The organism is Citrobacter sp. Marseille-Q6884 (assembly GCF_945906775.1).
Lineage (GTDB): Bacteria > Pseudomonadota > Gammaproteobacteria > Enterobacterales > Enterobacteriaceae > Citrobacter.
In genome coordinates this window covers 2,327,451-2,343,648 of the sequence record NZ_CAMDRE010000001.1, presented here as the reverse complement: position 1 = coordinate 2,343,648, position 16,198 = coordinate 2,327,451, and the positions used below count along the sequence as shown (strand labels likewise).

Sequence of the window (16,198 nt, the reverse complement as noted above, 5' to 3'; positions counted from 1 at the left end):
TGGAACGACGGACAAATGGCAAATCTCAGAAATGGAAAAGGCCGCGAAAGCGGCCTTTGGTGAATACAACTTTTTGCAATTTTTTGCGAGGAGCCTCGGTTATTGCTGCTGGTCCAGCGCATCGCCGACTTTAATTTTTGCCGCTTTGCGCAGGTTGCTCATCAGTGCTTCGAAGACAATCTGCGCGTTATTCTGGGTGATACCCTGAACCATCGCTTTCTTCTGCGCTTCAGGCATAGAACCCGCTTTCACTTCTTCCAGCGCCAACAGAACGACGTTACCCTGCATGTCATTTGCAACACCGTAGCTCGGCTTGTCTTTCGCTGGCAGGCTCAGGCCAAATGCCGCCTGACTCAGCGGATCCTGACCCGTACGGCTAAGCGTTTTCTCCTCGCCAAAGCTCAGACCAGCCGCTTTCAACGCGTCATCGCCTTTGCCTGCTTTCAGTTCAGCCAGCAGTTTGTCTGCATCCAGTTTCGCCTGCTGCTCCGCCTTATTGTGCTTAACGAGCGCGGTAACCTGCTCTTTCACATCAGCCAGCGGCTTAACCGCCTCCGCTTTGTGTTCCGCTATACGCAGCACAAACGCGCGATCGCCATCGACGGTGATGATGTCGGAGTTACTACCCGGCGTACCGTTTTCGCCCACCAGACCGCCATTGAAAATGGCATCGGAAACTGGTTTGAAGTTCAGCTCTTCCGGCAGGCTGTCGCGGCTAAACCAGCCCGTTTCAACCGCTTTCATGCCTGCAGCCTGCTCCGCACCCGCCAGGGATTCGTTGTCATTGCTTGCCGCATCGCTGACTTTCTGTTGTAGCGCATAGTACGCATCCAGCGCTTTTTCCTGCTTCACTTTTGCCGCGATATCGTCACGCGCTTCGCTCAGCGGTTTAACCTGCGCGGGCTGTACATCGTCCAGACGCGCCACCAGGAAACCGACGGAAGACTTAATCACGCCTGACAGCTGGCCTTTTTCTTTCAGGCCGGCATTTTTCAGCTCATCCGGCGTGGTGGACTCTTCCAGCCATCCCATATCACCGCCGTTACGGGCAGAGATAATGTCAGCGGATTTTTCTTTCGCCAGCGTGGCAAAATCACCGCCTTTGTTCAACGCATCCAGTACCGCTTTTGCTTCATCTTCCGTTTTGGTCTGGATGATGCTGTAACGGTTACGCTGCGGCTGGGTGAACTGGTCCTGATGCTGGTCATAATAAGACTGAATATCTGCATCGCTGGCCGTTTCCTGCATGGCTGCGGCATCCAGCTTAATGTAGCTCACACGGAACTGCTCCGGCATCATAAAGCGATTTTTATTCTGCTCGTAGTAGCTGGCCACTTCTTCATCAGTCACCGGCTGCTTTGCGGCAAGCGCGTTAACGTCAATCGTCGCTTCACGCACAACACGCTGCTGTGCGACCAGCGCTGCCAGCTCATCCGTTTCGCCTTTCAGCATGAAATCTGTCCCGGCGACACCGTTGATCAACTGCTGTGTAGTGAGCTGGTTACGCAATGCCTGCGCATATTGATCCGCAGTCATCCCCATCTGATTCACAATCGCGTTGTAGCGGTTGTTATCAAATTTGCCATCCACCTGGAAAGCAGGCGTCGAGAAAATAGCCTGTTTAACCTGCTCGTCGCTGATGCTGAGTTTAAGCTCACGGGAATATTGATCCAGCAGCGCTTCGTCCACCAGACGATTCAGGACCTGCTGGCGCAGCGTTTTCATGTAGCCTTCATTCGCCGCCAGTTCAGAATACTGATCCCCCAGCTGCTGCTGCATGCGATTACGCTCACTGTTAAACGCATTCTCAAACTGCCCGCGGCTGATTTCCTGGCCATTTACTTTTGCGGCGTAGTTATTGCTTCCGCCAATCAGGTAACCACTCACGCCGGTCAAAATGAACGACACGATAATGATACCGAAAATAATCTTGAGCACGAGACTGTTAGCAGCCGTGCGTAAGCTGTCCATCATGGTGTAACCACACTCCGCTGTAGGTGACTGTATACCTCACGCAGCATAGCGTTTTCTGAACGCTGCGTGGAAAGACCTATTGTGACAAGAAACGGGGGCAATTGTCAGCCCACAACGCGTAGAAAGTCCCGGAATCACAAATAAAAAAGGCACATCTGTTGATGCGCCCTTGTACTTAGTCACATCCCCAAAGGGGGAATCACTTAGTTTACCGCGTCTTTCAGTGCTTTACCTGCACGGAAACCCGGTACTTTAGCCGCAGCGATGGTGATCTCTTTACCAGTTTGCGGGTTGCGACCAGTACGGGCAGCACGCTCTTTAACGGCAAAAGTACCAAAACCTACCAGCGCTACGTCATCACCTTCCTTCAGAGATTCGGTAACAGAAGCAATAATTGCATCTAACGCACGGCCAGCCGCAGCTTTAGAGATATCAGCCCCTGCAGCAATTTTGTCGATCAGTTGAGATTTATTCACTCTTCTCTTCCTCTTTATAATTTATATCGCACCTGAATCCTTCAAAGTGCGAACGCGCAGCAGTTATATCAGGCCTGCCATGCCCTTACAACACCCGTTAATAATGGCAGACCTAATCCGTCATCTAAATTAGCTATACAAAAAAAGGCTGGCAAGTCCGAAATGGCCTGCCAGCCCTGTTTTTATTAGTGCTCTTTGCGCGAGGTCACTATTTTGCCGTTACAACCTGCATGCCAGACGGTTCATTTTGCAGTGCGAGTGTCAGAACTTCCTCAATGCGTTTGACCGGATGGATGTCCAGATCGGCAATCACGTTGTCCGGAATCTCTTCCAGGTCACGTTTATTTTCATCTGGAATTAAGACGGTCTTAATTCCGCCACGATGCGCCGCCAGCAGTTTTTCTTTCAAACCACCGATAGGCAGAACCTGACCACGCAGGGTGATTTCGCCCGTCATTGCCACATCAGCACGAACCGGGTTACCCGTCAGACAGGAGACCAGTGCGGTGCACATGGCAATACCCGCGCTTGGACCATCTTTCGGCGTCGCCCCTTCAGGTACGTGAACGTGGATGTCGCGTTTTTCGTAAAAATCAGGGTTAATGCCCAGTTTTTCCGCACGCGCACGTACCACGGTCAGTGCCGCCTGAATGGATTCCTGCATCACTTCACCCAGAGAACCGGTGTAGGTCAACTTACCTTTACCCGGCACACAGGCCGTTTCAATGGTCAGCAGATCGCCGCCCACTTCCGTCCATGCCAGGCCGGTGACCTGACCCACGCGGTTTTCGTTGTCCGCACGACCGTAGTCAAAGCGCTGTACGCCTAAATAATCGTGCAGGTTATCGCCATTGATCTCGATATGTTTCAGTGACTTATCCAGCAACAGCTGTTTAACCGCTTTACGGCACAGTTTGGAGATTTCACGCTCCAGACTACGGACGCCAGCTTCACGGGTGTAGTAACGAATAATGCCCACAATGGCACTATCATCGACCGTCAGTTCACCTTTTTTCAGCGCGTTACGCTCAATCTGCTTCGGTAGCAGGTGGCGTTTGGCGATGTTCAGTTTCTCGTCTTCGGTATAGCCAGACAGACGGATCACTTCCATACGATCCAGCAACGGCGCCGGAATATTCATGGAGTTAGACGTCGCAACGAACATGACGTCGCTGAGATCATAATCCACTTCCAGGTAGTGATCGCTGAACGCCACGTTCTGCTCTGGATCCAGCACCTCAAGCAGTGCGGAAGCCGGATCACCGCGCATGTCAGATGACATTTTGTCGATCTCATCCAGCAGGAACAGCGGGTTTTTCACGCCCACTTTGGCCATTTTCTGGATCAGTTTGCCCGGCATCGAACCGATATACGTCCGGCGGTGACCGCGGATTTCCGCTTCGTCACGTACGCCGCCCAGCGCCATGCGGATGTATTTACGTCCGGTAGCTTTGGCGATGGATTGCCCCAGAGACGTTTTACCAACCCCCGGCGGTCCAACCAGACACAGGATCGGCCCCTTGATTTTGTTCACACGGCTTTGAACCGCGAGATATTCAAGAATGCGATCTTTTACGCGCTCCAGACCATAATGGTCGGTATCCAGGATTTCCTGCGCCTGACGCAGATCCTTTTTAACCTTACTGCGCGCATTCCACGGAACCTGCACCATCCAGTCGATGTAGCCACGTACCACGGTTGCTTCTGCCGACATTGGAGACATCATTTTCAGCTTCTGCAGTTCTGCTTCCGCTTTCTCTTTTGCCTCTTTCGGCATTTTCGCCGCGTCGATTTTACGCTTCAGCGCTTCGTTTTCATCCGGCGCGTCGTCCATCTCGCCGAGTTCTTTCTGAATGGCTTTCATTTGCTCGTTCAGATAGTACTCACGCTGGGACTTCTCCATCTGCTTTTTAACGCGGTTGCGAATGCGTTTCTCAACCTGCAGCAGATCGATTTCAGATTCCATCATCGCCATCAGATATTCCAGACGTTCATTCACGTCGGACATCTCAAGAACGGACTGTTTGTCCGCCAGTTTCAGCGGCATGTGCGCAGCGATGGTGTCCGCCAGACGCGCAGGATCGTCAATGCTGTTAAGCGACGTCAGCACTTCTGGTGGGATTTTTTTGTTCAGCTTGATATAGCCTTCGAACTGGCTGATTGCGGTACGCACCAGCACTTCCTGTTCACGCTCATCAATGGCTGGCGAATCAAGGTACTCCGCTTTCGCAGAGAAATGCTCGCCGTTATCAGACAGCGCAGAAATACGCGCGCGCTGTAACCCCTCAACCAGCACTTTTACGGTGCCGTCAGGCAGTTTCAGCATCTGCAAAATAGAGGCCACGGTCCCGACGGTGAAAAGATCGTTTACACCCGGCTCATCCGTTGATGCTTCTTTCTGAGCGACCAGCATGATTTTTTTATCATGGTCCATAGCCGCTTCCAGACAACGGATAGATTTTTCCCGCCCTACAAATAAGGGTATGACCATGTGCGGATAAACCACCACATCGCGCAACGGCAATACGGGGATTTCAATGCGTTCAGAACGCTCAGGATTCATAGAGCTCTCTCTTAGTTTAGTGTCCGCCAGGTAATCAGGTGGCACGACTGTGCTTCACACCACCTTTAACATGTATGTCAGTATATGGGGATGTTTCCCACACATTCAACGCCATGTTTACGGAAAAATAAAAGGGGGGATAAAATCCCCCCTTTTTCATTAAAGGCCTGTAAAAATTGATTAATTATTCGCCAGACGCTTGCTGCGCTTCTGGTTTACCATAAATCAATAGCGGCTTGCTCTGACCACCGATGACGGACTCGTCGATAACCACTTTTTCGACGTCTTCCATTGAAGGCAGGTCATACATTGTGTCGAGCAACGCAGCTTCTACGATGGAACGCAGACCACGCGCACCGGTTTTGCGCGCCATCGCTTTCTTGGCAATCGCATCCAGCGCTTCTTCGCGGAACTCCAGATCAACACCTTCGAGATTGAACAGCGCCTGATACTGTTTGGTCAGGGCGTTTTTCGGCTCTTTCAGGATCTGGATCAGCGCTTCTTCACTCAGTTCACTCAGCGTTGCCACTACCGGCAGACGACCGATGAACTCAGGGATCAGACCAAATTTGATCAGATCTTCCGGCTCAACCTGAGACAGCAGCTCACCTTCGCTGGCTTTATCGGACTGGGCTTTAACCGTCGCGCCAAAACCAATGCCGGAGCCGGTTTCCACACGATGAGAAATCACTTTATCCAGACCGGCGAAAGCACCACCACAGATAAACAGGATCTTAGAGGTATCAACCTGTAAGAACTCCTGCTGCGGATGTTTACGCCCACCTTGTGGCGGAACAGCGGCAACGGTCCCTTCGATCAGTTTCAGCAGCGCTTGCTGTACGCCTTCGCCGGAAACGTCACGCGTAATGGACGGGTTGTCTGATTTGCGTGAAATCTTGTCGATTTCATCAATGTAGACAATGCCACGCTGCGCTTTCTGCACGTCGTAATCACACTTCTGCAATAGTTTCTGGATGATATTTTCGACGTCTTCACCCACATAACCGGCTTCGGTCAGGGTGGTCGCATCAGCCATAGTAAACGGAACGTCCAGCAGACGTGCCAGCGTTTCCGCCAACAGCGTTTTACCGGAACCCGTCGGGCCAATCAGCAGAATGTTACTTTTGCCCAACTCGACGCCATTGCTGGTGTCGCCGTTGCGCAGACGTTTGTAATGGTTGTATACCGCGACCGCCAGCACTTTCTTCGCCTGCTCCTGGCCGATAACGTAATCGTCCAGGTGGTTGCGAATTTCATGTGGCGTCGGCAGCGCACTGCGTTCACGGTGCGGTGCTACTTCCTTAATCTCTTCGCGAATGATGTCGTTACATAGATCAACACATTCGTCGCAGATATACACGGATGGACCGGCAATCAGCTTACGCACTTCATGCTGGCTTTTGCCGCAAAAAGAGCAGTACAACAATTTGCCCGAGCCATCTTTGCGTTTATCTGTCATGGGTCAAAACCTCTTCTTTGTTCTTTGTGCCGCACACGACGACGCAAATGCCATTCTCAGGCGCAAGACGCTAGTCAGCGTTGTGCCGCTCCTGGTAATTATAGCGGCACACCTACGCCCTGGGCATTAATTACGATGGGTCAAAATTGAGTCGACCAGACCATACTCCACCGCCTCAGAAGCGGAGAGGAAGCGATCGCGCTCGGTATCACGTTCAATCTGCTCAAGAGATTGACCCGTATGGTGCGCCATAAGTTCATTCATGCGCCCTTTCACCTTCAGAATTTCACGGGCATGAATTTCAATATCCGTCGCCTGGCCCTGGTAACCGCCCAGAGGCTGGTGGATCATGACGCGAGAGTTAGGCAGGCAAAAACGCTTACCTTTTGCCCCTGCAGTCAGCAGGAACGCACCCATTGAGGCCGCCTGGCCCATACAAATGGTGCTAACGTCCGGCTTAATAAACTGCATGGTGTCATAGATAGACATCCCTGCAGTGATCACTCCGCCAGGGGAGTTAATATACAGGTAGATATCTTTTTCCGGGTTTTCTGCTTCCAGGAACAGCATCTGCGCCACAATCAGGTTAGCCATATGGTCTTCGACCTGGCCAGTCAGAAAGATAACGCGTTCCTTAAGTAGACGAGAATAGATATCAAAAGAGCGCTCACCACGTGAGGTCTGTTCAATGACCATCGGCACCAGCGCCATATGGGGTGCAAAGTTATCTCGTTCGCCGCTGTATGACATTTCCGTCTCCTGGATAAAATTTGAAAAAACCTGCTGTGCTGATTGTAACCTTATGGACGGATTATCAGCTAGTCCCTCAGTAATGGGTACGACATCGCCATAATTCAAGCATAACAATCTTTTGCTCTAACGCTAACACTGAAACGCTGTTTTCGCACTCTTCCCATGCAAAATGCGTGACAAAAAAAAACCCGCCACCAGAAGGTGACGGGCTTGCGTGCGAATTTCGTGCTAAAAAAGCGACGAATTACGCCTGCTGGTTCATCAGCTCGTTGAAAGAAGTGGCTTTTTCAGTCACTTTTGCTTTCGCCAGAACCGCTTCAACAGCCTGTTCTTCCAGAGCGACGTTACGCATGTTGTCCATCAGTTCTTTGTTTTTGCTATAGAACTCAACAACTTCTTTCGGATCTTCGTAAGCAGAAGCCATCTCTTCGATCAGGCCTTTAACGCGATCTTCGTCAGCTTTCAGCTCGTTGGTACGAATCACTTCGCCCAGCAGCAGACCAACAACGACGCGACGCTTAGCTTGTTCTTCGAACAGTTCACGCGGCAGTTCCAGAGCTTGTTTCTCGTTGCCACCGAAACGCTGAGCAGCCTGACGACGCAGAACGTCGATTTCGCTGTCGATCAGTGCAGCAGGAACGTCGATGTCGTTCGCTTTCACCAGACCTTCGATCGCCTGAGATTTAACGCGGTTACGTACCGCGCCTTTCAGCTCACGTTCCATGTTTTTACGGACTTCAGCGCGCAGACCCGCAACGGAACCATCTTCAACGCCGAAACGCTTGATGAATTCTTCAGTCAGTTCCGGCAGCTCACGTTCTTCAACTTTCTTCAGGTTGATAACGAATTTAGCCGCTTTACCTTTCAGGTTTTCAGCGTGGTACTCTTCCGGGAAGGTCACGTCGATAGTGAATTCTTCGCCAGCTTTGTGACCTTTAACGCCTTCTTCAAAGCCCGGGATCATACGACCCTGGCCCATCGCCAGTACGAAGTCAGACGCTTTGCCGCCTTCGAACTCTTCACCGTCTACAGAACCGGTGAAGTCGATGGTGACACGGTCTTCTGCATCAGCTGCGCCATCTTTGTCTTTCCAGGTAGCCTGCTGCTTACGCAGGGTATCCAGCATGACGTCAACGTCAGCGTCAGTCACTTCAACAACCGGTTTTTCAACTTCGATTGCTTCCAGACCCGTCAGCTCAACTTCCGGGTAAACTTCGAACTCAACGGCATAAGTGAAGTCTTCGCCCAGTTTGTATTCGCCCGGAACGTAGTTCGGTGCGCCAGCCGGGTTAATTTTTTCTTTGATGATTGCATCAACAAAGTGACGGCTCATCAGGTCACCCAGAACGTCCTGGCGTACAGACGCGCCATAACGCTGAGCAACAACATTCATCGGTACTTTTCCTTTGCGGAAACCGTCAATACGCACTTTCTTCGCTACGTTGACCAGCTCGCTTTTCACAGCGGTCTCGATGCTGTCAGCAGCGATAGTAATCGTTACACGGCGGCCAAGGCCTTGAGTGGTTTCAACTGAAACTTGCATCTTGTTACCTCAAAAAATCACAGTGCTCGGTCAACTCTTCTCCGCAAGCACAGATGGTTGGCTTCGCGGAACTGGGATGTTCTCATAATCAATCACATTCCCTGTCGTCAGAATCATCCCGAAGACATTCCGAAAAATAAGACGCGCATTATAGCGGCATCACTTTTATGAGTCGAGAACGGTTATCGCGCGTTGCTGCGGCTTTTTTCACAATTCCCGGCTAATTTTTGTCTGAATACTGTACGACTCACTCAGAATTCAGACAAAACAAAACGGCCCGCAGGCCGTTTTTACATAATGGGTAGCAACATACTGGAAAAGCGCCGGTTGTTGCAAATCCGTTTTTCTATGCGATGCTTCCCGCTCCACGACAAGGAGGCGATGCAAAAATAGTATCCTGCAACCCTTCCCACTCCTTAATAGTGTAGGTATGCAGGGCGAGCGCATGTACGGTTGTAGAGAGCTCCGCGGTCAACGTACCGTAAATCATCCGATGACGGTTAAGAAAACGTTCACCAGCAAAGCGATCGCTGACCAGCACAACCTTAAAATGGCTTTCCGAACCAGCCGGAACATTGTGACGATAGCTTTCATCCACAACTTCGAGGAACACGGGTTGGAACGCTGCCCTTAATTTTTCTTCTATTTGCTCACGAATCATCATGAAATATTCCCTCCGACAACGTTGAGATGTCACCCATCCCTTTAAATACTAGCCGCTTTTACCGTTTCCATTACACCTTAGCAACAAAAAATTGGCACTTGTCCGATTTTCTCATCCAAACGAATGAAGTTCACTGATTCAACTGTTCGTTTCATTGCAAAATGTCCATTTATGGTCTCTGACACGCCATTAAACGGACAACACGATGAATTTACATGCGTTACCTACTTCCCCTCATCGTTGGCGATGTTATGATGGCGGGAATTTTTCCGATTCACACATGCTTAAGATTTACTGAGAGCCCGAACATGTTTAAAAAAATCCTCTTTCCGTTAGTCGCGCTGTTTATGCTGGCTGGTTGTGCTACACCGCCAACCACTATTGATGTCTCTCCGAAAATCACTCTGCCGCAGCAGGACCCAAGCCTGATGGGCGTGACTGTTAGCATTAACGGTGCCGATCAGCGTCAGGATCAAGCGCTGGCAAAGGTCACCCGCGATAACCAACTGGTTACTCTGACCGCCTCCCGTGATCTGCGCTTCCTGCTGCAAGAAGTGCTGGAAAAACAGATGACCGCACGCGGTTATATGGTGGGTCCAAACGGCGCGGTTAACCTGCAAATCATCGTTAGCCAGCTGTATGCTGATGTGTCTCAGGGTAGTGTGCGCTATAACATCGCCACCAAAGCAGATATCGCCATTATTGCGACCGCTGCAAACGGCAACAAAATGACCAAAAACTACCGTGCAAGCTATTCGATTGAAGGCGCGTTCCAGGTCTCTAACAAAAATATTGCTGACGCCGTTAACAGCGTCCTGACCGACACCATCGCTGATATGTCTCAGGACACCAGCGTTCATGATTTCATTAAGCAGAACGCGCGTTAATTTCTGCCCTTATGGCCCGGCGCTCGTCGGGCCTAAAGAAGCCCATGTCCAGTCATTACTTACGTATTTTTCAACAACCGCGCTCCGCTATCCTGCTTATTCTGGGGTTCGCTTCTGGTTTACCGCTCGCCCTGACCTCCGGTACGCTTCAGGCCTGGATGACGGTCGAAAATATCGATCTTAAAACCATCGGTTTCTTTTCTCTGGTCGGCCAGGCCTATGTCTTTAAGTTCCTCTGGTCTCCGGTGATGGACCGCTACACGCCGCCTTTTTTAGGCCGACGCCGCGGCTGGCTGTTGACCACCCAGGTGCTGTTACTTATTTCGATTGCGGCGATGGGTTTTCTTGATCCTGGTTCGCACTTACGCTGGATGGCTGCGCTCGCCGTTGTTATTGCTTTCTGTTCCGCCTCACAGGATATCGTCTTTGACGCCTGGAAAACGGATGTTCTCCCCGCGGAAGAACGTGGGACCGGCGCTGCAATTAGCGTGCTGGGCTATCGCTTAGGGATGCTGGTTTCGGGTGGACTGGCTCTGTGGATGGCCGATCGCTGGCTGGGCTGGCAAGGCATGTACTGGCTGATGGCCGCGCTGCTGATACCGTGTATCATCGCCACCCTGTTAGCACCCGAACCCACTGATGCCATTCCGGTACCTAAAACACTGGAACAGGCGGTTGCGGCTCCGCTGCGCGATTTCTTTGGTCGTAACAATGCCTGGCTGATCCTGCTGCTTATCGTGCTGTATAAACTTGGCGATGCCTTTGCCATGAGTCTGACCACCACATTTTTAATCCGCGGCGTCGGATTTGACGCCGGTGAAGTCGGCGTGGTGAATAAAACGCTGGGGCTGCTGGCCACGATTGTTGGCGCCCTCTACGGTGGTATTCTGATGCAGCGCCTTTCACTGTTCCGCGCATTACTGATCTTCGGCCTTCTGCAAGGCGCATCGAACGCAGGCTACTGGCTGCTTTCCATCACGGACAAACACATGTTCAGTATGGGTGCCGCCGTCTTCTTCGAAAACCTGTGCGGTGGCATGGGGACAGCGGCATTTGTCGCGCTGTTAATGACGCTGTGTAACAAATCCTTTTCCGCAACACAATTTGCTCTGCTCTCTGCGCTTTCGGCCGTTGGACGCGTTTACGTTGGCCCGGTGGCGGGTTGGTTTGTCGAAGCACACGGCTGGCCCACGTTTTATCTTTTCTCCGTGGTTGCAGCCGTTCCAGGACTGTTGTTATTGCTGGTCTGCCGACAAACGCTGGAACATAGCTGGCAAACGGAAAGCTTTATCCCGCGCACGGAATTTCGTGGCGCTTACAGTCTGGCATTAATGACGCTGGTGGCGGGTTGCTGCTTGCTGGCTGTATGGCTGTTGCTGTTAACCCTGAACGCTCTGGATTACACCAACTTCTCGTTCCTGCCAGCACTACTTGAAGTCTCGGTCCTGGTGGCGGTTTGCGGTGTGGTGTTCGGTGGATTACTGGATTATCTGGCACTGCGCAAAACGCGCCTGGCGTAATCATCCCCGTTTATTTGGCCGTTGTAATCACCTTGCGTAATTATAACGGCTAAATAAACAGCAACTGATAAAAATAATATTTGTTCTTTTGTGCGCCATAGAATTTGGAAATTATTGGCTCCTTTTATAAATTCTATTTCCTGTACTCGATTCAGCCAACGTGGTTTTATTTTTTGTTCTTCATTTGTCTTTTTATTGATAATCAATTGTTAACCAATTGTTTTATTTTTGCATTGGTTATACCAATTGCCCTCCACACCCTCCCCACGTGCCCGCTTTCGTTATAACGTGATGTTGCAACAGGTTCTTAAAGCCAACCCGACATATATTGCAACATATGTGACACGCTCGGCAGAACCCAGTAACACAGATCCAATGATGTTTACAGTAATGTAACCTTCCCGTAAAATGCCCTCACACTTTAAACGCCACCCGGTCCCGTGGAATTGAGGTCGTTAAATGAGACTCAGGAAATACAATAAAAGTTTGGGATGGTTGTCATTAATTGCAGGCACTGCATTACTCAGTGGCTGTAATTCTGCGCTGCTTGACCCTAAAGGACAGATTGGACTGGAACAACGGTCATTGATACTGACGGCGTTTGGCCTGATGTTGATTGTCGTTATTCCCGCCATCTTGATGGCTGTTGGTTTTGCCTGGAAGTACAGAGCAAGCAATAAAGATGCGAAGTACAGCCCGAACTGGTCACACTCCAATAAAGTGGAAGCTGTGGTCTGGACGGTGCCTATCTTAATCATCATTTTCCTTGCGGTACTGACCTGGAAAACCACTCACGCTCTTGAGCCTAGCAAGCCGCTGGCCCACGACGAGAAGCCCATTACCATCGAAGTGGTTTCCATGGACTGGAAATGGTTCTTCATCTATCCGGAACAGGGAATTGCTACCGTGAATGAAATCGCCTTCCCGGCGAACACTCCGGTTGAATTCAAAGTCACGTCCAACTCCGTGATGAACTCCTTCTTTATCCCGCGTCTGGGTAGCCAGATCTATGCCATGGCCGGTATGCAGACTCGACTGCATCTGATCGCCAACGAAGTCGGTACTTATGATGGTATCTCCGCAAGCTACAGCGGACCAGGCTTCTCCGGTATGAAGTTCAAGGCTATCGCAACAAAGGACCGCGCCGAATTCGACCAATGGGTTGCTAAAGCTAAACAGTCCACGAACACCATGAGCGACATGGCTGCGTTCGAAAAAGTGGCTACACCAAGCGAATACAACCAGGTGGAATACTTCTCCAACGTGAAACCCGATTTGTTTAAAGACGTTATTAACAAATTTATGGCTCACGGTAAGAGCATGGACATGACCCAACCCGAAGGTGAGCACAGCGCACACGAAGGAATGGAAGGCATGGACATGAGCCACGCGGAATCCGCTCACTAGGGGCCGAGGAAGAATACGATGTTCGGAAAATTGACACTGGATGCAGTTCCGTTCCATGAACCAATTGTCATGGTTACGATCGCTGCGATTATCATCGGTGGTGCGGCCTTACTGGCCCTCATCACTTACTTCGGTAAGTGGACCTACCTGTGGAAAGAGTGGCTAACTTCGGTTGACCACAAGCGCCTTGGCATCATGTATGTCATCGTCGCTATCGTTATGTTGATCCGTGGTTTTGCTGACGCCATCATGATGCGTAGTCAGCAAGCACTGGCTTCAGCGGGGGAAGCGGGCTTCCTGCCACCTCACCACTACGACCAGATCTTCACGGCTCACGGCGTGATCATGATCTTTTTCGTCGCAATGCCATTTGTTATCGGTCTGATGAACCTGGTGGTTCCACTGCAGATCGGCGCACGTGACGTTGCATTCCCGTTCCTGAACAACCTGAGCTTCTGGTTCACCGTTGTCGGCGTTATCCTGGTTAACCTGTCCCTGGGCGTAGGTGAATTCGCGCAGACCGGTTGGCTGGCTTATCCGCCACTTTCGGGAATAGAGTACAGTCCGAGCGTCGGGGTCGATTATTGGATATGGGCGGTGCAGTTGTCCGGTATTGGTACCACTCTGACCGGTATCAACTTCTTTGTGACCATCATTAAGATGCGTGCACCAGGTATGACCATGTTCAAGATGCCAGTCTTTAGCTGGGCATCTCTGTGCGCGAACATCCTGATTATCGCCTCCTTCCCAATTCTGACCGTTACCGTCGCGTTGCTGACCCTGGATCGCTATCTGGGCACCCATTTCTTTACCAACGATATGGGCGGCAACATGATGATGTACATCAACCTGATTTGGGCCTGGGGCCATCCGGAAGTGTACATCCTGGTTCTGCCGGTCTTCGGGGTGTTCTCCGAAATCGCTGCAACCTTCTCACGTAAGCGTCTGTTTGGTTACACCTCACTGGTGTGGGCAACCGTATGTATTACCGTACTGTCGTTCGTTGTGTGGCTGCACCACTTCTTCACCATGGGTGCGGGCGCTAACGTAAACGCCTTCTTCGGTATTACCACCATGATTATCGCCATCCCGACCGGGGTGAAGATCTTCAACTGGCTGTTTACGATGTATCAAGGTCGTATCGTGTTCCACTCAGCGATGCTGTGGACGATTGGCTTTATCGTCACCTTCTCAGTCGGCGGTATGACCGGCGTACTGCTGGCCGTTCCGGGCGCAGACTTCGTTCTGCACAACAGCCTGTTCCTGATTGCGCACTTCCATAACGTCATCATCGGCGGCGTGGTATTTGGTTGCTTCGCAGGTATGACCTACTGGTGGCCAAAAGCTTTCGGTTTCACGCTGAACGAAACCTGGGGTAAACGCGCATTCTGGTTCTGGATCATCGGCTTCTTCGTGGCATTTATGCCGCTGTACGTGCTGGGCTTTATGGGTATGACCCGTCGCCTCAGCCAGCAGATTGACCCGCAGTTCCATCCTATGCTGGTTGTTGCCGCCTGTGGCGCCGCGCTGATTGCACTGGGTATCCTGTGCCAGCTGATTCAGATCTTCGTTTCTATTCGTGACCGCGAGCAGAACCGTGACCTGACCGGTGACCCATGGGGTGGTCGTACGCTGGAGTGGGCAACCTCTTCCCCGCCTCCGTTCTATAACTTTGCCGTTGTGCCGCACGTTCACGAGCGTGATGCATTCTGGGAAATGAAAGAAAAAGGCGAAGCGTACAAGCAACCTGCGCACTATGAAGAGATTCATATGCCGAAGAACAGCGGTGCAGGTATCGTGATTACTGCCTTCGCCACTCTGTTTGGTTTCGCCATGATCTGGCATATCTGGTGGCTGGCGATTGCAAGCTTCGCAGGCATGATCATCAGCTGGATTGTGAAAAGCTTTGATGAAGACGTGGATTACTACGTGCCGGTCCCGGAAGTCGAAAAACTGGAAAACCAGCATTTCGATGAGATTACTAAGGCAGGGCTGAAAAATGGCAACTGATACTTTAACGCACGCGACTGCCCACGCGCACGAACACGGGCACCACGATGCAGGCCAGACCAAAATCTTCGGATTTTGGGTCTACCTGATGAGCGACTGCATTCTGTTCTCTATTCTGTTTGCAACCTATGCCGTTCTGGTGAACGGCACCGCTGGTGGCCCGACAGGTAAGGACATTTTTGAACTGCCGTTCGTTCTGGTTGAAACATTCCTGCTGTTATTCAGCTCCATTACTTACGGCATGGCGGCGATCGCCATGTACAAGAACAACAAGAGCCAGGTTATCTCCTGGCTGGCGTTGACCTTCTTGTTCGGTGCCGGCTTCATCGGGATGGAACTCTATGAATTCCATCACCTGATTGTTAACGGTATGGGCCCGGATCGCAGCGGATTCCTGTCTGCCTTCTTCGCGCTGGTCGGCACGCACGGTCTGCACGTCACCTCCGGTCTGATCTGGATGGCGGTGCTGATGGTGCAAGTTGCTCGTCGCGGCCTGACCAGTACTAACCGTACCCGCATCATGTGCCTGAGCCTGTTCTGGCACTTCCTGGATGTGGTGTGGATCTGTGTGTTCACTGTTGTTTATCTGATGGGGGCGATGTAATGAGTCATTCTAACGAGAGCGGCGGCGCATCCCATGGCAGCGTAAAAACCTACATGACAGGTTTTATCCTGTCGATCATCCTGACGGTCATTCCGTTCTGGATGGTCATGACAGGTTCTGCCTCTCCGGCCGTCATTCTGGGAACTATTCTGGCAATGGCAGTGGTACAGATTCTGGTGCACCTGGTGTGCTTCCTGCACATGAATAGCAAATCTGATGAAGGTTGGAACATGACGGCCTTTGTCTTTACTGTGCTAATCATCGCCATCCTGGTTGTGGGCTCCATCTGGATTATGTGGAACCTTAACTACAACATGATGATGCACTAAGAGCGGCGA

The 16,198-nt window shown here is 51.3% G+C and carries 13 protein-coding genes; 6 read left to right on the top strand and 7 right to left on the bottom strand.

The annotated features are described in order from the left end of the window. Positions 1 to 99 precede the first annotated feature (99 nt). The 7 genes from ppiD to bolA all read right to left on the bottom strand — a co-directional run bounded on the left by ppiD (position 100) and on the right by bolA (position 9,432). On the bottom strand, positions 100 to 1,974 hold the full coding sequence (gene ppiD, locus N7268_RS11025) for a peptidylprolyl isomerase (protein ID WP_260862925.1): 1,875 nt from the start codon (positions 1,972 to 1,974) through the stop codon (positions 100 to 102). Between the two features lie 203 nt (positions 1,975 to 2,177). After that, positions 2,178 to 2,468, bottom strand: coding sequence for a nucleoid-associated protein HU-beta (gene hupB / locus N7268_RS11020; RefSeq protein ID WP_219352570.1), 291 nt, complete (start codon positions 2,466 to 2,468; stop codon positions 2,178 to 2,180). 190 nt (positions 2,469 to 2,658) lie between these two features. After that, positions 2,659 to 5,013 carry an endopeptidase La gene (lon, locus tag N7268_RS11015; RefSeq protein ID WP_016152052.1) on the bottom strand — a complete coding sequence of 785 codons (2,355 nt, stop codon included), beginning with the start codon at positions 5,011 to 5,013 and terminating at the stop codon, positions 2,659 to 2,661. Between the two features lie 184 nt (positions 5,014 to 5,197). Next, positions 5,198 to 6,472, bottom strand: a complete 1,275-nt coding sequence (gene clpX, locus N7268_RS11010) for an ATP-dependent protease ATP-binding subunit ClpX (protein WP_198905112.1) — start codon at positions 6,470 to 6,472, stop codon at positions 5,198 to 5,200. A gap of 126 nt (positions 6,473 to 6,598) precedes the next feature. Continuing rightward, positions 6,599 to 7,222 (bottom strand): ATP-dependent Clp endopeptidase proteolytic subunit ClpP, encoded by a 624-nt coding sequence (gene clpP, locus N7268_RS11005; protein WP_003021624.1) that lies wholly within the window; start codon positions 7,220 to 7,222, stop codon positions 6,599 to 6,601. 247 nt (positions 7,223 to 7,469) lie between these two features. Next, the gene (gene tig, locus N7268_RS11000) at positions 7,470 to 8,768 is read right to left on the bottom strand and encodes a trigger factor (protein ID WP_198905113.1); all 1,299 of its coding nucleotides are present in this window, start codon (positions 8,766 to 8,768) and stop codon (positions 7,470 to 7,472) included. Positions 8,769 to 9,114: 346 nt separating this feature from the next. Further along, positions 9,115 to 9,432: a transcriptional regulator BolA gene (gene bolA / locus N7268_RS10995; protein WP_042285914.1), complete on the bottom strand. Its 318-nt coding sequence runs from the start codon at positions 9,430 to 9,432 to the stop codon at positions 9,115 to 9,117. Positions 9,433 to 9,740: 308 nt separating this feature from the next. Here bolA and N7268_RS10990 point away from each other — a divergent pair, with 308 nt between their 5' ends. The 6 genes from N7268_RS10990 to N7268_RS10965 all read left to right on the top strand — a co-directional run bounded on the left by N7268_RS10990 (position 9,741) and on the right by N7268_RS10965 (position 16,189). Continuing rightward, entirely contained in the window at positions 9,741 to 10,319 is a 579-nt protein-coding gene (locus N7268_RS10990) for a lipoprotein (RefSeq protein ID WP_260862924.1), read from the top strand. 44 nt (positions 10,320 to 10,363) lie between these two features. Continuing rightward, the gene (ampG, locus tag N7268_RS10985) at positions 10,364 to 11,839 is read left to right on the top strand and encodes a muropeptide MFS transporter AmpG (protein ID WP_260862923.1); all 1,476 of its coding nucleotides are present in this window, start codon (positions 10,364 to 10,366) and stop codon (positions 11,837 to 11,839) included. A 459-nt stretch (positions 11,840 to 12,298) separates the two neighbouring features. Then, entirely contained in the window at positions 12,299 to 13,246 is a 948-nt protein-coding gene (gene cyoA / locus N7268_RS10980; protein WP_260862922.1) for a cytochrome o ubiquinol oxidase subunit II, read from the top strand. Positions 13,247 to 13,264: 18 nt separating this feature from the next. Beyond that, positions 13,265 to 15,256 carry a cytochrome o ubiquinol oxidase subunit I gene (cyoB, locus tag N7268_RS10975; protein WP_260862921.1) on the top strand — a complete coding sequence of 664 codons (1,992 nt, stop codon included), beginning with the start codon at positions 13,265 to 13,267 and terminating at the stop codon, positions 15,254 to 15,256. Then, positions 15,246 to 15,860: a cytochrome o ubiquinol oxidase subunit III gene (locus tag N7268_RS10970; protein ID WP_003831007.1), complete on the top strand. Its 615-nt coding sequence runs from the start codon at positions 15,246 to 15,248 to the stop codon at positions 15,858 to 15,860. Before cyoB ends, N7268_RS10970 begins: the two co-directional genes overlap by 11 nt. Continuing rightward, complete coding sequence (locus tag N7268_RS10965) at positions 15,860 to 16,189, top strand: cytochrome o ubiquinol oxidase subunit IV (RefSeq protein ID WP_003831006.1); 330 nt, start codon at positions 15,860 to 15,862, stop codon at positions 16,187 to 16,189. Before N7268_RS10970 ends, N7268_RS10965 begins: the two co-directional genes overlap by 1 nt. Positions 16,190 to 16,198: the final 9 nt, after the last annotated feature.

What these genes read in the sequence shown, in the direction of transcription:
- ampG (WP_260862923.1), top strand. Translation starts at nt 10,364, where the DNA reads ATGTCCAGTCATTACTTACGTATTTTTCAACAACCGCGCTCCGCTATC.
- cyoA (WP_260862922.1), top strand. Translation starts at nt 12,299, where the DNA reads ATGAGACTCAGGAAATACAATAAAAGTTTGGGATGGTTGTCATTAATT.
- tig (WP_198905113.1), bottom strand. Translation starts at nt 8,768, where the DNA reads ATGCAAGTTTCAGTTGAAACCACTCAAGGCCTTGGCCGCCGTGTAACG.
- clpP (WP_003021624.1), bottom strand. Translation starts at nt 7,222, where the DNA reads ATGTCATACAGCGGCGAACGAGATAACTTTGCACCCCATATGGCGCTG.
- bolA (WP_042285914.1), bottom strand. Translation starts at nt 9,432, where the DNA reads ATGATGATTCGTGAGCAAATAGAAGAAAAATTAAGGGCAGCGTTCCAA.
- N7268_RS10965 (WP_003831006.1), top strand. Translation starts at nt 15,860, where the DNA reads ATGAGTCATTCTAACGAGAGCGGCGGCGCATCCCATGGCAGCGTAAAA.
- lon (WP_016152052.1), bottom strand. Translation starts at nt 5,013, where the DNA reads ATGAATCCTGAGCGTTCTGAACGCATTGAAATCCCCGTATTGCCGTTG.
- N7268_RS10990 (WP_260862924.1), top strand. Translation starts at nt 9,741, where the DNA reads ATGTTTAAAAAAATCCTCTTTCCGTTAGTCGCGCTGTTTATGCTGGCT.
- cyoB (WP_260862921.1), top strand. Translation starts at nt 13,265, where the DNA reads ATGTTCGGAAAATTGACACTGGATGCAGTTCCGTTCCATGAACCAATT.
- ppiD (WP_260862925.1), bottom strand. Translation starts at nt 1,974, where the DNA reads ATGATGGACAGCTTACGCACGGCTGCTAACAGTCTCGTGCTCAAGATT.
- N7268_RS10970 (WP_003831007.1), top strand. Translation starts at nt 15,246, where the DNA reads ATGGCAACTGATACTTTAACGCACGCGACTGCCCACGCGCACGAACAC.
- clpX (WP_198905112.1), bottom strand. Translation starts at nt 6,472, where the DNA reads ATGACAGATAAACGCAAAGATGGCTCGGGCAAATTGTTGTACTGCTCT.